Annotated in this window: 13 protein-coding genes and 9 tRNA genes; 20 read left to right on the top strand and 2 right to left on the bottom strand. The window is 42.6% G+C overall.

Annotated elements, in window-relative coordinates:
- Positions 1-159: 159 nt before the first annotated feature.
- From cshA to ACNQGS_RS22995, 4 genes are all read left to right on the top strand, one after another.
- A complete protein-coding gene (cshA, locus tag ACNQGS_RS23010; RefSeq protein ID WP_423800401.1) occupies positions 160-1,650 on the top strand; it encodes a degradosome RNA helicase CshA in 1,491 nt (496 codons plus the stop codon).
- A 95-nt stretch (positions 1,651-1,745) separates the two neighbouring features.
- Complete coding sequence (gene uvsE / locus ACNQGS_RS23005) at positions 1,746-2,708, top strand: UV DNA damage repair endonuclease UvsE (protein ID WP_491489364.1); 963 nt, start codon at positions 1,746-1,748, stop codon at positions 2,706-2,708.
- Between the two features lie 505 nt (positions 2,709-3,213).
- Entirely contained in the window at positions 3,214-3,693 is a 480-nt protein-coding gene (locus ACNQGS_RS23000; RefSeq protein ID WP_491489363.1) for a PH domain-containing protein, read from the top strand.
- Positions 3,686-5,137 (top strand): PH domain-containing protein, encoded by a 1,452-nt coding sequence (locus tag ACNQGS_RS22995; protein ID WP_491489362.1) that lies wholly within the window; start codon positions 3,686-3,688, stop codon positions 5,135-5,137. Before ACNQGS_RS23000 ends, ACNQGS_RS22995 begins: the two co-directional genes overlap by 8 nt.
- Positions 5,138-5,146: 9 nt before the next feature.
- Here the strand turns inward: ACNQGS_RS22995 and ACNQGS_RS22990 are convergent, their stop codons facing one another.
- Positions 5,147-5,737 (bottom strand): rhomboid family intramembrane serine protease, encoded by a 591-nt coding sequence (locus ACNQGS_RS22990; RefSeq protein WP_423800405.1) that lies wholly within the window; start codon positions 5,735-5,737, stop codon positions 5,147-5,149.
- Positions 5,738-5,827: 90 nt separating this feature from the next.
- Here ACNQGS_RS22990 and acpS point away from each other — a divergent pair, with 90 nt between their 5' ends.
- From acpS to ACNQGS_RS22960, 6 genes are all read left to right on the top strand, one after another.
- Positions 5,828-6,181, top strand: a complete 354-nt coding sequence (acpS, locus tag ACNQGS_RS22985; RefSeq protein WP_213148133.1) for a holo-ACP synthase — start codon at positions 5,828-5,830, stop codon at positions 6,179-6,181.
- 164 nt (positions 6,182-6,345) lie between these two features.
- Positions 6,346-7,359, top strand: a complete 1,014-nt coding sequence (locus tag ACNQGS_RS22980; RefSeq protein ID WP_491489361.1) for a LolA family protein — start codon at positions 6,346-6,348, stop codon at positions 7,357-7,359.
- Between the two features lie 133 nt (positions 7,360-7,492).
- Complete coding sequence (gene alr, locus ACNQGS_RS22975; protein ID WP_491489360.1) at positions 7,493-8,650, top strand: alanine racemase; 1,158 nt, start codon at positions 7,493-7,495, stop codon at positions 8,648-8,650.
- Positions 8,651-8,834: 184 nt separating this feature from the next.
- Positions 8,835-9,116: a CopG family ribbon-helix-helix protein gene (locus tag ACNQGS_RS22970; protein ID WP_213120931.1), complete on the top strand. Its 282-nt coding sequence runs from the start codon at positions 8,835-8,837 to the stop codon at positions 9,114-9,116.
- Positions 9,117-9,120: 4 nt separating this feature from the next.
- Positions 9,121-9,471 (top strand): type II toxin-antitoxin system endoribonuclease NdoA, encoded by a 351-nt coding sequence (gene ndoA / locus ACNQGS_RS22965; RefSeq protein ID WP_007083556.1) that lies wholly within the window; start codon positions 9,121-9,123, stop codon positions 9,469-9,471.
- A gap of 444 nt (positions 9,472-9,915) precedes the next feature.
- Entirely contained in the window at positions 9,916-12,090 is a 2,175-nt protein-coding gene (locus ACNQGS_RS22960; protein ID WP_491489359.1) for a Tex family protein, read from the top strand.
- A gap of 17 nt (positions 12,091-12,107) precedes the next feature.
- On the opposite strand, the gene cmpA is transcribed toward ACNQGS_RS22960, so the two are convergent.
- Positions 12,108-12,218 carry a cortex morphogenetic protein CmpA gene (cmpA, locus tag ACNQGS_RS22955; protein ID WP_213148129.1) on the bottom strand — a complete coding sequence of 37 codons (111 nt, stop codon included), beginning with the start codon at positions 12,216-12,218 and terminating at the stop codon, positions 12,108-12,110.
- A gap of 94 nt (positions 12,219-12,312) precedes the next feature.
- Between cmpA and ACNQGS_RS22950 the strand changes: the two genes are divergently transcribed.
- The 10 genes from ACNQGS_RS22950 (at position 12,313) to ACNQGS_RS22905 (ending at position 13,861) form a co-directional block, all read left to right on the top strand.
- Positions 12,313-12,789: a SprT family protein gene (locus tag ACNQGS_RS22950; RefSeq protein WP_491489358.1), complete on the top strand. Its 477-nt coding sequence runs from the start codon at positions 12,313-12,315 to the stop codon at positions 12,787-12,789.
- A 120-nt stretch (positions 12,790-12,909) separates the two neighbouring features.
- Positions 12,910-12,984: transfer RNA gene (locus tag ACNQGS_RS22945), tRNA-Asn, on the top strand.
- Positions 12,985-12,988: 4 nt separating this feature from the next.
- Positions 12,989-13,079 (top strand) — tRNA-Ser (locus ACNQGS_RS22940).
- Positions 13,080-13,091: 12 nt separating this feature from the next.
- A tRNA-Glu gene (locus ACNQGS_RS22935) sits at positions 13,092-13,163 on the top strand.
- A 63-nt stretch (positions 13,164-13,226) separates the two neighbouring features.
- Positions 13,227-13,301, top strand: a tRNA-Gln gene (locus tag ACNQGS_RS22930).
- Positions 13,302-13,308: 7 nt separating this feature from the next.
- Positions 13,309-13,393: transfer RNA gene (locus ACNQGS_RS22925), tRNA-Leu, on the top strand.
- A gap of 63 nt (positions 13,394-13,456) precedes the next feature.
- Positions 13,457-13,542: transfer RNA gene (locus ACNQGS_RS22920), tRNA-Leu, on the top strand.
- Positions 13,543-13,600: 58 nt separating this feature from the next.
- Positions 13,601-13,674 (top strand) — tRNA-Arg (locus ACNQGS_RS22915).
- A gap of 22 nt (positions 13,675-13,696) precedes the next feature.
- Positions 13,697-13,773 (top strand) — tRNA-Pro (locus ACNQGS_RS22910).
- Between the two features lie 14 nt (positions 13,774-13,787).
- Positions 13,788-13,861: transfer RNA gene (locus ACNQGS_RS22905), tRNA-Gly, on the top strand.
- Positions 13,862-14,005: the final 144 nt, after the last annotated feature.

The following is a 14,005-nucleotide window of genomic DNA, read 5'->3' as shown; positions in this document are numbered from 1 at the left end:
ATAGCAATGTGTCTAAAGATTGGTGAAAAATGGGCATACTCCTTGGGAGGAATGTCTTTTTTTTGGTAAAATAAAGATGTTACTTGATGTGTTTCTTGAGAATAGATTTAGCTTTAGATATTAAAAATATTGTTAAATAGATGAAGGAGAATGAATACATTGACGAAGTTTGAAGATTTAGGCATTAGCCAGGCTACGTTGAAAGCTGTCCTTAAGATGGGATTTGAAGAAGCAACTCCTATTCAGTCAGAGACGATTCCATTGAGCATGGAAAATAAAGACGTTATCGGTCAGGCTCAAACTGGAACAGGGAAAACGGCTGCATTTGGAATTCCATTGGTGGAAAAGGTTGATACGAAACAAGAGGCCATCCAAGGGATTATTATTGCCCCAACTAGAGAACTTGCCATCCAAGTATCTGAAGAGCTTTATAAAATTGGCGCCGGTAAAAGAGTCCGAGTATTGCCAATTTATGGCGGCCAGGATATCGGCCGGCAAATTCGCTCTTTAAAGAAAGCACCTCATATTATTGTCGGAACTCCAGGGCGGATTCTTGACCATATCAACCGCAAAACGATGCGTTTAGATCAGATTAAAACGGTTATACTTGATGAAGCAGATGAAATGCTAAACATGGGATTCATTGAGGATATTGAATCCATTTTGGCTGGTGTTCCTGAAGAAGGACGGCAAACATTGCTGTTCTCGGCAACTATGCCTGGACCAATTCAGCGTATTGCTGAAAAGTTTATGAAGGATCCGCAGATTGTCCGTGTAAAGACAAAAGAAATGACGGTTCCATTAATTGAACAGTATTATGTGGAAGTGCAGGAAAAGAATAAATTTGATGTCTTAACAAGACTTCTTGACATCCAATCACCTGAATTAGCGATTGTGTTTGGCCGGACAAAACGCCGTGTTGATGAGTTATCGGAAGCATTGAACCTTCGCGGCTATACTGCAGAAGGCATCCATGGTGATTTAAGCCAGGCGAAACGCCTTTCTGTTTTACGTAAGTTTAAAGAAGGTACAATCGATGTTCTTGTTGCAACAGACGTAGCGGCACGTGGACTTGATATTTCCGGCGTTACCCATGTTTATAACTTCGATATCCCACAGGATCCGGAAAGCTATGTACACCGTATCGGACGTACTGGCCGTGCCGGCAAAACGGGTGTAGCGTTGACATTTATTACACCACGTGAAAAGCCATATTTATTTGTGGTGGAAAAAACAACGAAGCGCAAAATGGAGCGAATGAAGCCGCCAACTCTTGATGAGGCATTGGAAGGACAGCAGCGGGCTGTTGTTGATAAAATCCTGCAGACGATTGAATCCAACAATCTTCATTATTATAAGAATGCGGCCGAAGAATTACTAGAAGCCAATGATGCTTCAACGGTTGTTGCAGCAGTGTTGAAGATGCTGACAAAAGAGCCTGATACAACACCGGTTAAATTGACTGAAGAGGCGCCGCTTCAGTCGAAAAAGGAAAGAAGACCTCATGACCGTGGTGGAGACCGTGGCGGGGATCGCCGCAGAAGAGACGATTCACGGAACTATAATTCTGACCGCAGAAAAAAAGCACCGGTAAAACCTCGCGGTGAAAGAAAAACCGGCGGCGGCAAACCGAAGTCAAAGACATATTAAGATGATTTAAAGCATGGATGCTGGAGGTGTCCATGCTTTTTTATATGTTTGAAATAAGGGAAGGCTAATGTTAAATACTTTTTGGAGGATTTAACATGATTATACGTCTCGGATATGTTGCTATGAGTGTGGAACTTCAAAATGCATCCCCATCGCAAACAATGACATTTGCGCAATTCAGCAAAATTAAAGACAGGGATGCAGCTATTCGTAAACTGGAAAGAATTTCTGAATCAAATTTACATAATTGCCTCCGTCTCCTAAAGCATAATGAAGCCAATCAAATTCACTTCTTTCGGTTAAGCTCGCGGCTCATCCCACTGGCCAACCATGAGGAATTACTCGACTGGAATTACATGAAACCATTAAAAGAGCCCTTAAAAGAGCTGGCAGACTACATTAAGAAGCACCCAGCAAGAATTGATTTCCATCCTGATCATTTTGTTGTTCTTAATTCACCGGATAAAGAGATTTTAAAAAACTCATTGAGAACACTTGTTATGCATAAAGCCCTGCTGAAGGGTATGGAGGTCGAAACGGAACACCGCTGTGTCCTTCATGTCGGAGGCGGCTATGATGATAAGGAAAAGGCTCTCGAATTATTTATTCATAACTGGGCCTATATTTCTCCCTCCATCCAAAGAATGATTATGCTGGAAAATGATGATACGACATTTACCGTTAAAGAGACCTTATATCTTTGTGAAAAACTGGGCATTCCCATGGTGTTTGATTATCATCATCATCTGGCTAATCACGAGGACGAAAATTGGCAGGAGGATTGGGGCCGGGTGGTGGAGACCTGGAAGGATTCTCCTCTGCCAATAAAAATGCATATTTCCAGCCCGCGGTCCGAACGTGACTTTCGTGCTCATGCGGATTATGTGGATGTTGAGATGTTCCTTCGGTTTCTTGCTCAAATCAAGGGGACGGTTCCGGAGATTCATTGCATGATTGAAGCGAAGCAAAAGGATGCCGCACTCTTTCAACTTTCTCGGGACTTGCAAGGTAAGAGCGGAATCAAAATGCTGGATCAGTCCAGTTTTCTGATGGAATAGTAGTAGTGGTTCCATTCGTTTCTTTGTATACTTATATGTGAAAGTTTGCCGATTTTCCTCTTTGGAGATTCAAAGGGCTAGAATGGTTTATGGGGAAGGGAAAAAGTGGTCATATAAAAGGTTCATAAGACCAGAAGCAGCAGAGAAAGCCTTGTGAAGCGGTCTTATAAAAGGTTCATAAGACCAGAACGGTAGAGAAAGCTCTGTGAAGTGGTCATATAAAAGGTTCATAAGACCAGAAGTGGTAGAGAAAGCCCTGTAAAGTGGTCATATAAAAGGTTCATAAGACCGGAAACGGAAGAGAAAGCCCTGTAAAGTGGTCTTATAAAGGATTCATAAGACCAGAAGCGGAAGAGAAAGCCCAGTGAAGTGGTCGTATAAAAGGTTTATAAGACCGGAAACGGAAGAGAAAGCCCTGTAAAGTGGTCTTATAAAGGATTTATAAGACCAAAAGCAGTAGAGAAAGACTGGTGAAGTGGGTCTTATAAAAGGGAGGGGGAATAAGGTGCAAACAGAACCGCAAAAACGCATATCGGAAAAAGCTCTAAAAGTTTGGCGCATTTCTGGTGTTATAAAAGCGGCGATAGAGTGGGCTATAGCTGTTACAGCCATCATAATAATACATATATTTAACGGACCCATTTGGGTATCGGTTATCCTTATAGCGCTCGCCATCATATTAACCTATTTACATGTTTTCTTATTCCCATCAATCAGATGGAAACGCTGGCGGTACGATGTCCGTGAAGAAGAAATTGAACTATTGGAAGGGATTTTTATCATTAGTCGTACGCTCGTGCCGATGGTCCGTGTTCAGCATGTCGATACCTTACAAGGCCCAATTTTAAGAAAATATAAGCTGGCATCGGTCATCGTCCATACGGCGGCCACCGCTCATGAAATCCCTGCCCTGGAGGAGAGCGAAGCGGAAGAATTACGATTCTATATTTCAAAATTGGCAAGGGTGGCTGAGGATGATGTCTGAACCAAAACGGCTTCATCCCATCGCCAGCGTCATTAATACCGGAAAAAGATTAAAAAACCTTTTCATCCCCTTAGCTGCAATATTTTTATCGGGAGGGCGAGAAGGCAAGGAATCTCTTTTCATTACACTTGGTATAGCCTTTGTTGTTGTTATTTCCACTTTTATCTCCGGCCTGATATCTTGGTTAAAATATACTTATCGTTTTGAAAATAATGAGCTTCGAGTTGAATACGGGATTTTCATTCGCAAAAAACGATATATCCCCTTTGAACGAATCCAAAGTATCGATTTGACAGAAGGCATTTTGCAGCAGCTGTTTGGGCTTGTGAAGGTACAGATTGAAACAGCCGGCTCAAGTGGAGACGAGGAAGCGGAGGCCGTTCTTTCAGCCATTACCAAGGAAGAGGCAAAGCTCATTCAAGAGTATGTCGCAGCAGCTAAAACGGGTGATTCAGAAACAGCAAGCCACCAAGTGGCTAAGCCAATTTTTAAAATAACCACACCGGAATTATTGCTCTTATCGTTAACATCAGGAGGCATCGGGGTGGTGATATCTGCTTTATTCGCACTGCTTTCCCAGTTTGACGATTTCATACCTTTTAAAAAAGTCTTTGGCGGGTTGGAAGATTGGGCGGTTCACAATCTTATCCTTATCGCCATCCTTGTCTTTGCCGGCTTTTTCCTGGCATGGCTGATTGCCTTAGTGATGACGATGCTGAAATATGCGCATTTTACGGTAGTACAAACAGAAAAGAACTTCGTTATTTCACAGGGGCTTCTTGAGAAAAAACAAATCACCATCCCTTTAAACCGGATTCAAGCCATAAGAATCAGTGAGAATCCAATCAGGCAATTGCTTGGTTATGGAACGGTGTATGTGGAAAGTGCCGGGGGATCCATTGAGAACAAGGATGGCGCAAATGTCATCCTACTGCCAATCATGAAGGTAAAGGAATTGTCTGCATTAATTGGTCCTTACCTGCCGGAGTATCATTTCACGGCGTCCTTCACGCCAGTCCCGAAGCGGGCATTAAGGCGTTATATTTTCCGGAGCTGGTTCATTCCAGTTCCGATCGCAGCGGCAGCCATCTTTTTTTTCAAAATATGGGGTCTCTTTTCGCTGATCCTAATTGGAATATTTACATTTTGGGCGATACTGAAATATAAAACCGCAGGCTGGAGTTTGGATGGTCAGCAGCTGACCCTTAGATTTCAGACCACCAACCGCACCACTGTCTTTATGAAGAAAAACAAGATTCAAAGTTTGGAAATAAGGGAAAGTTATTTTCAACGAAATAAAGAATTGGGGACAATTGAGGCCTTTGTAAAATCGGGACTAGGCGGTGCCGGCGGTACAGTTGTCGACATGGAAAAAAGTGAGGTAGAGAAGATTTTCGGCTGGTACTCTAAGGAACAGAAAAAGAGGGAGGGGGCGCACGGTTGAAGCCTCCCTCTATTCTAGGCTTTGTCGTGAAACTGCCCCAAGCAAAAGCCCGCCCAGCAGCCCAAAAAGATGGGCGGTAATATTCACGTTAGGTTCAAGAAATGTCATTACTAAGCTGATAACCGTAAGTGTGATGATTATCTGGGAATTCGCTTTGGAAAGTGTATTCTTTTTAAAAAGAATTAGCGCCAAATAGTAGCCGAACAGCCCGAATATTGCCCCGCTTGATCCGACATGTGTATAGGTGAGCGCCTCAAGCATTAAGGTGGCAACGTTGGCGATTAATCCGGAAACCAGATATACAATCAAAAATCGCCCGCCGCCGAGCATCCGCTCTAGCCCTGGTCCAAATAATACAAGGGCAAAACTATTAAAAAGCATATGGGAGAAACCGCTGTGCATAAAGATCGGTGTAATCAGCCGCCAATACTCTCCCTCCATAATGTAAAGATTGACCCCGGAGAGGGTTTCAATAAACCAGGAATTAGGGAATATTGGTAAAATGGTGCAGATAAAAAGAATGAGATGAATGGCCACAATAATAGAAACGACCGGGTAATAGCGAAGAAACTCGCGAAGACTTTCTGTTCGAGTAAACATTATTTTCCACCTCTTACTACCATCATAGACTATTATTTTATCTTGTACACTATTATGCTGACAGGAAATGAAATAGAAGGAAGATTAGCGATGATTAAAGGAATTGGTATTGATATTATTGAACTTTCCAGAGTACACGAAATCATCAGCCGGCAGCCCAAATTTATCGACCGGGTTTTGACGGCCAGCGAAAAACAAAGATTCTCAGAATTGGCAGAGCGTCGAAAGGTCGAATTTTTAGCTGGAAGATTTGCAGCAAAAGAAGCTTTCTCAAAAGCGATTGGAACGGGGATTGGTAAAGAGCTTTCCTTTTTGGACATCGAAATTAGTTCGGATGAGTTGGGCAAACCGGTCATTAAAAAGCCGGAAGTGTGTGCCCATTTGTCCATTTCCCATAGTCGGGATTACGCTGTCGCCCAGGTTGTGATTGAAGAGGATCACTAATTTAAAAAAAGCTTGTCAGGCCTGTTAGCATATTCCCCAAGGTTGTCTCATATATTCATAGGGAAAAAGGAGAGACAAGGTCAGCTTGGTCATTTTGGTTATCATGCCTGATCCCTGCCTTTCTCTTCTCAAACACTGAAATGAGACAAGAAGGGGTTGAAGGAATGAGGAAAAAGTTAGTGCTGCTCATCACGGGGCTGATCGCAATCTTCATGCTCGCTGCCTGCGGTTCTAAATCACAGGATGATGTGGTAAAAGATTTAAATGGAAAGCAAAAGGACTTATCAAGCTATAAAGCTGAAGCAAAAATGACCCTCAAAATGGGGTCGGATTCGCAGGTTTACGACGTGGAAATCTGGCATATGGACCCAAACTTTTACCGTGTTAACCTAAAAAATGCGGAAAAAGACCAAAGCCAAATGATTTTAAGAAATAATGAAGGCGTGTTTGTGTTAACACCTGCCCTGAAAAAGAGCTTCCGCTTCCAAAGCGATTGGCCGCAAAACAGCAGCCAGGCTTATCTTTATGAATCATTAATTAAAGATATTGTGGCCGATAAAGAAGCCAAATTTTCCGCTACGAAAGAACACTACGTGTTTGAAACAAAAACCCGCTATCAAAATAATAGTATGCTTCCGATCCAGGAAATTAAGCTGAATAAAAAGGATTTGTCACCAGCAGTCGTTAAAGTGATGGACCCTGATCGAAATGCTCTTGTAACAGTAGAATTTACAAAGGTTAAATTCAACGCCAGCTTTGACAAGGACGACTTCGATATGAAGAAGAACATGACCCGTGCAGAGCTAAATATGCCGGCGATGGCAGATGGAGGAGATAAAGCCTTTACGGTTAAATATCCAACCTATGAAATTAAAGGCACAAAACTGATTGAGGAGAAAACTGTCAAGATTGAGGATGGAAAACGGGTTGTCCTTACTTACGACGGTAAAAAATCATTCACCCTTGTTCAGGAAAAGGTGAAATCGAAGGTTGCCTCGACTACTCCGACTTATGTAGAAGGTGACTTGGTTGACCTAGGCATTACGATTGGGGCCGTTACTGATCATTCGATTTCCTGGTCACAGGGCGGAGTCGATTATATGATTGCCTCCAAAAACCTGACGAAGAAAGAGATGGTCGAGATCGCTAAATCCGTCCAAGGGGAAGCAGTAAAATAAATAAAGTTTCAAACCTTGGTGGTGTTGCACCTGCCGTAATTTGGAACCAATAATTTACACCAGCAGGCTCTTAGGGGCCTGTTTTTTTATATGCTATAATAAACTGACATTAATGTTTCTAGGAAGTGGAATTATGGGAGAACAAGATTCTTTTTATCGGGATACATGGGTAGAAGTAGATTTGGATTGTATTGCGGAGAATATCACATCTGTCAAAAAACAACTGCCTGAAGGGGTGGACATTTTTGCCGTCGTGAAAGCTAATGCCTATGGCCACGGGGATATCCAAGTGGCGGAAACCGCACTGAATGCAGGGGCGGTGTATCTGGCGGTAGCCTTTATTGATGAAGCGATTGCACTGCGAAAAAAAGGGATAACAGCACCTATACTTGTTTTAGGGGCTTCTCGTCCAGGGGACGCCTTGGTGGCTGTTCAAAATAATATCACCCTAACTGTTTTTCAAAAGGAATGGCTCGAGGAAGCAAAACAGCAGTTGGATGCAAATGATCAGCTAAAGGTCCATGTTAAAGTGGATACAGGAATGGGACGGATCGGCGTCCGCACTGTCGAGGAATTAAAAGCTGTTGAACAAACCATTGCAACTGATAGCCGACTTTTGTTTGAAGGGATTTTTACGCATTTCGCAACGGCTGATGAGTTGGAAACTGCCTATTTCAATGAGCAATTAGGCAAATTCGAAGAACTTGTAGGCACACTGGCTGAACGGCCAAAGTATATTCATGCCAGCAACAGTGCAGCGGCTATCCGGTTTCCAAAAGCCTATTTCAATGCTGTCAGGCTTGGAATTGTAATGTACGGGTTAACCCCATCACCGGAAATGGAACAGGAAATTCCTTTTCCCCTAAAAGAGGCTTTTTCGTTAAAGACAAAGCTTGTCCATATTAAGAAGCTGCCAAAAGGCAATAAAGTGAGCTACGGGGCCACATATGAAAGTGAACAGGAAGAATGGATTGGCACTTTGCCAATCGGATATGCTGATGGGTGGATTCGCAGGCTGCAGGGGCAAGAGGTTATAATTGCGGGGCTTCGTGCACCAATTGTCGGCAGGGTATGTATGGATCAATGCATGATCCGTCTTCCTTTTGAGATTCCTGTTGGAACAACCGTCACGTTAATTGGAAGCGAAGGGGACGAGCTGATTTCCGTTAATGAAATTGCCGCCAAGCTTGACACCATTAATTACGAGATACCGTGTATCATTGCGAGCAGGGTCCCGCGCATTTATAAGAAAAGTGAAAGAATTGTCGAGATAAAAAATTACCTGGTATAGGTGTAAATCATGCATAGGAAACATATTTATGATATTGCGGTAATTTGTGCATAAAAGCTTGTTTAGTTGGCTTATAATACAGTAGGAATCATATTTAGTCTATGCATGAAGAACGTTTAGTGTTATTATAAAATATGGTATAGATAAAAAAATGGTGTGTAGTGATGGTGGAGGTGTATGTTGGGTGTCTGAATCCAGCGCAACTACGGAAATCTTGGTAAAATTACCGCAGCATCTATTAACTGAATTAGATGGTTTCGTAAAGCAGGAAAATGTAAACCGCAGTGAGTTTATCTACCAAGCAACAAAAATGTATTTACGCGAACGAAAAACGAGACAAATTCGCGAATCCATGAGACGTGGATACATGGAAATGGCAAAGATTAATCTACGGATTGCGTCAGAAGCATTTCAAGCAGAATATGAGGCAGAGCATACTGTTGAACGTCTTGTAAGCGGAGGATAATCCCTTGATTGTCAAGCGTGGTGACGTATATTTTGCGGACCTTTCCCCAGTTGTTGGTTCTGAACAAGGCGGCGTCCGCCCTGTACTAGTCATCCAAAACGACATCGGGAATCGGTTTAGTCCCACAGTGATTGTTGCAGCGATTACAGCTCAAATTCAGAAAGCGAAGCTCCCTACTCATGTTGAAATTGATGCGAAGCGCTACGGATTTGAACGCGACTCAGTCATTCTGTTAGAGCAAATTCGCACAATTGATAAGCAGCGGTTAACCGATAAAATTACCCATCTCGATGACGAAATGATGGAAAAAGTGGATGAAGCCTTGCAGGTAAGTCTTGGTCTCATCGAATTTTAACTTAAAACGCTCTTTGTGAAAAAAAGAGCGTTTTTTCGTACATAATTCTGCCCTCATATTGCTAAGGCAAGCTCATGGAAGCTTGCCTCTTTTATTTTTTAGGCTCTTTTATTATTTATTGTTGATTTTCGTGTAGGTATGAGAATTCATAGTCGGAGAATTTCCGGCTAATGTATGTAGGGGAAGCTTAAGAAGCTGATATAAGCGGAGATATTCCGATTAAAAGCTCTAAATAAGGCAAAATCCGGAGATTTGGACCGTATAAACGGAAAAACTCCCCTTATTTTTAAGGAAATATAGGTATTTCCCAATTTTAACGGAATTTTTCCGTTTATCAAACACAGTGAAATCAATATTAAGGAAGAACGTACTAATTTACCGTTTAATGAAACCCCCGCGCTAATTTGATACAATAAGTATAAAAGGAAATTGGAGGTAAATTCAGTGGCCGAAACAATAGTAAAAGACGATCAGCTGTTAGGAAAAATTTCAGCTGAATTGGCAATCAATCATAAGCAAGTAAAAAATGTCATTTCCTTACTGAATGAAGGAAATACCGTCCCATTTATCGCTCGCTATCGGAAAGAAATGACCGGTGCCCTCGATGAGGTGCAAATCCGGAACATTCTAGAACGCTGGCAATACATACAAAACCTCGAACAAAGAAAAGAAGAAGTTCTCCGGATCATTGCGGAACAAGGAAAGCTGACCGAAGAGCTCCAGCAAAGCATCGTAAAAGCTGAAAAGCTCCAAGAGGTAGAAGATTTATATCGCCCCTATAAACAAAAAAGACGAACAAAGGCTACTATAGCTAAAGAAAAAGGCCTTGAGCCGCTGGCCGAATGGTTACTGACACTCCCAAAAGAAAGTGTTGAAGAAAAGGCGAAAGATTTTTTATCGGAAGAAAAAGAGGTTCTTACAATAGAAGATGCGCTAGCTGGTGCAAAGGATATCATTGCGGAAATGGTGTCAGACGATGCGGAAGGCCGCAAGTGGATTCGTCGGGAAACCTTCAAATCCGGTACGGTGGTCTCTGTTGTAAAGGAAACGGAAAAGGATGAGAAAAACGTTTACGAAATGTACTATGAATACGAGGAACCGGTAAATAAAATCGTTCCGCACCGTATCCTTGCCCTAAACCGCGGCGAAAAAGAAGACGTTCTAAGAGTGTCTATCAAAATTAACTCAGATATCATCATTTCGTATTTGTCCAGAAAATGGGTTAAAAAGGAGCACTCGCCGTCAGCCCCATTGGTATTAGAAGCAATTGAAGACGGCTATAAAAGGTTAATCCAGCCATCTATTGAGCGGGAAATCCGCAGTGAGTTGACAGAAAAGGCTGAGAACCAAGCCATTCATATATTCTCAGAGAATTTGAGAAACCTTCTCCTCCAGCCGCCGTTAAAGGGAAAAATCGTTTTAGGTGTCGACCCTGCCTATCGGACAGGCTGTAAGCTGGCGGTTGTGGATGAAACCGGGAAAGTGTTAAAGATTGATGTCATTTACCCGCACCCACCGAAGGCGAAGCCTGAGGAAGCGAAAGATAAATTTATCAAAATACTTAACGACTATAAGGTGGAAATGGTTGCTATCGGAAACGGGACCGCCTCAAGAGAGACAGAGCAATTCGTTGCTGATATTTTAAAAGAAGTTAAGGGGGAAATCTTTTATCTAATTGTGAATGAGGCCGGGGCAAGTGTGTATTCTGCTTCCGATCTTGCAAGAGAGGAATTCCCTAACTTCCAAGTTGAAGAACGGAGTGCCGTGTCAATTGCCCGCCGTCTGCAGGACCCGCTTGCGGAATTGGTTAAGATAGATCCGAAATCAGTAGGCGTCGGCCAATACCAGCATGATGTATCTCAGAAACTTTTGTCCGAATCACTCCATTTCGTCGTGGAAACGGCAGTTAACCAGGTCGGCGTGAATGTGAATACTGCCTCATCTTCCTTGCTGCAGTATGTTGCCGGCCTTAATAAAACAGCAGCCAATAATATCGTGAAAATGCGCGATGAGGAAGGGAAATTCAACAGCCGCTCGCAATTAAAGAAGGTTCCGCGCCTTGGTGCAAAGACCTATGAACAAGCAGTGGGCTTCCTGCGGGTATTAGATGGAAAACAGCCGCTGGACCGGACCGGAATTCACCCGGAAAATTACAAAGAGGTAGAAAAACTCCTTAAAAACCTCGGCTTTACAACTGCTCACCTAGGGTCTGAAGAGTTGATATCTGCCTTGAACGGACTTGATTTGAAGTCTGTTTCTGAAGAGTTATCCATTGGTGAGTTAACATTGAAGGATATTGTTGACGCACTTGTAAGACCGGAACGTGATCCGCGTGACGACCTGCCCCGTCCGCTTTTGAAAAAAGATGTTTTAAAATTGGAAGACTTAAAATCCGGAATGGAGCTCCAAGGTACAGTCAGAAATGTTGTTGATTTTGGAGCCTTTGTAGACATTGGTGTTAAACAGGACGGGCTAGTTCATATCTCAAAACTAAGTACTCGATTCGTCAAACATCCGCTCGATATTGTTTCAGTAGGGGATGTAGTAACCGTCTGGGTAGATTCGGTTGATATGAAAAAAGGCCGGGTAGCACTAACGATGCTTCCTCCAGCAAAATAAATGAAAACACTGCTTGCTTAGCAGTGTTTTTTTCTGTAAAAAAACCAGCATTGATTTAACATCTTAATTTGATATCGATTTTTTTCATAAAATGCTCTTTTCATTTGGTTTTGAAACCAAGTAGGCATAAATTAAACCTCCCGAAAAGTTTCTCCACAAGGGTATATACAATATATGCTATAATAGGTTGTCACGTTCGCAAAGAAAGTGAGGGAACCTTAAATGAAGGATTCGGAGCTTCAGTTGATGGTGGAAAATATCTCGATGGAGTACTTTGGGAGGCCATTCAAACATAAGGCATCCTTTAATTCTCGGCTCAGATCAACTGGCGGCAGATATCTTTTGGGGACACATAATATCGAAATTAATAAAAAGTATTTGGAGCAGCTTGGCGAACAAGAATTAATTGGGATCATCAAACACGAACTAGTTCACTATCATCTTCACCTTGAAGGCAAGGGATACAAGCATCGTGATTTAGATTTTAAAACACTCTTAAAAAAGGTGGGAGCACCAAGGTTTTGCAATCAGCTTCCGGATGTCCCAAAAAGAAAACGTAAAGCTAAAAAAATACTTTTATATAAATGCACAAAGTGCAGCCTTCCATATCAGCGCAGAAGAAGTATTGATACAAGTCGCTATGTTTGTGGAAAATGCAAAGGGAAATTAGAAAAGGTCAAAGAATATCTTTTGGAATAAAAGTTTGAAGAACCATTTATTTCTATGAAAATTCGTATTGACTTTAGATAAAGACGTCATTATAATTTAAAGAGTCGATAGGGCAACGCCTTATTGGACTAGCTTCATATTTGCTATTATTCCGCAGTAGCTCAGTGGTAGAGCTATCGGCTGTTAACCGATCGGTCGCAGGTTCGAGTCCTGCCTGCGGAGCCATATTGGGGAAGTACTCAAGTGGCTGAAGAGGCGCCCCTGCTAAGGGTGTAGGTCGTGTAAGCGGCGCGAGGGTTCAAATCCCTCCTTCTCCGCCAGGTTAAAATATCGGCCCCTTGGTCAAGCGGTTAAGACACCGCCCTTTCACGGCGGTAACACGGGTTCGAATCCCGTAGGGGTCATCAGGAATGGGGAATGAAACAAATTCATTTCCTGTTTCTTTCTCTCTTGAAAAATAAATATATTGGGCTATAGCCAAGCGGTAAGGCAACGGACTTTGACTCCGTCACTCGTAGGTTCGAATCCTGCTAGCCCAGCCATTTTTATGCGGGTGTGGCGGAATTGGCAGACGCACCAGACTTAGGATCTGGCGCCGCAAGGCGTGGGGGTTCGACTCCCTTCACCCGCACCAATAACTTCCTGTTGCAAAACATCGGGAAACATGTTATGATTTTCTTTGTCACTAATTTAAAATGCGGTCGTGGCGGAATGGCAGACGCGCTAGGTTGAGGGCCTAGTGGTGGCAACACCGTGGAGGTTCAAGTCCTCTCGGCCGCACCAAAAAATATATTGACATAATAAATCGAATGTGATAAGATATAAAAGTTGATTAAAAAGAGCGCCCGTAGCTCAATTGGATAGAGCGTCTGACTACGGATCAGAAGGTTATGGGTTCGACTCCTGTCGGGCGCGTTCTAAAGTTTAACTCCAATATCGGGAAATAGCTCAGCTTGGTAGAGCACTTGGTTTGGGACCAAGGGGTCGCAGGTTCGAATCCTGTTTTCCCGACCATCATAATTTTATATGCGGGTGTAGTTTAGTGGTAAAACCACAGCCTTCCAAGCTGTTGTTGTGGGTTCGATTCCCATCACCCGCTCCACTTTAGAAAAATAGTTCTTTGAAAACTAAACAAACAAAAACGTCAACAAACAATAATATTCATTTCTTTATGAAATGAAGCCAACGTAACATTTTCGAGCTAATCAACTCAACTTTATTGGAGAGTTTGATCCTGGCTCAGGAC

The sequence above is a fragment of the Neobacillus sp. PVCKKU3 genome, assembly GCF_058323225.1.
The sequence above is the reverse complement of the archived record's forward strand: the minus strand, read 5'-3'. Positions and strand labels throughout refer to the sequence as shown.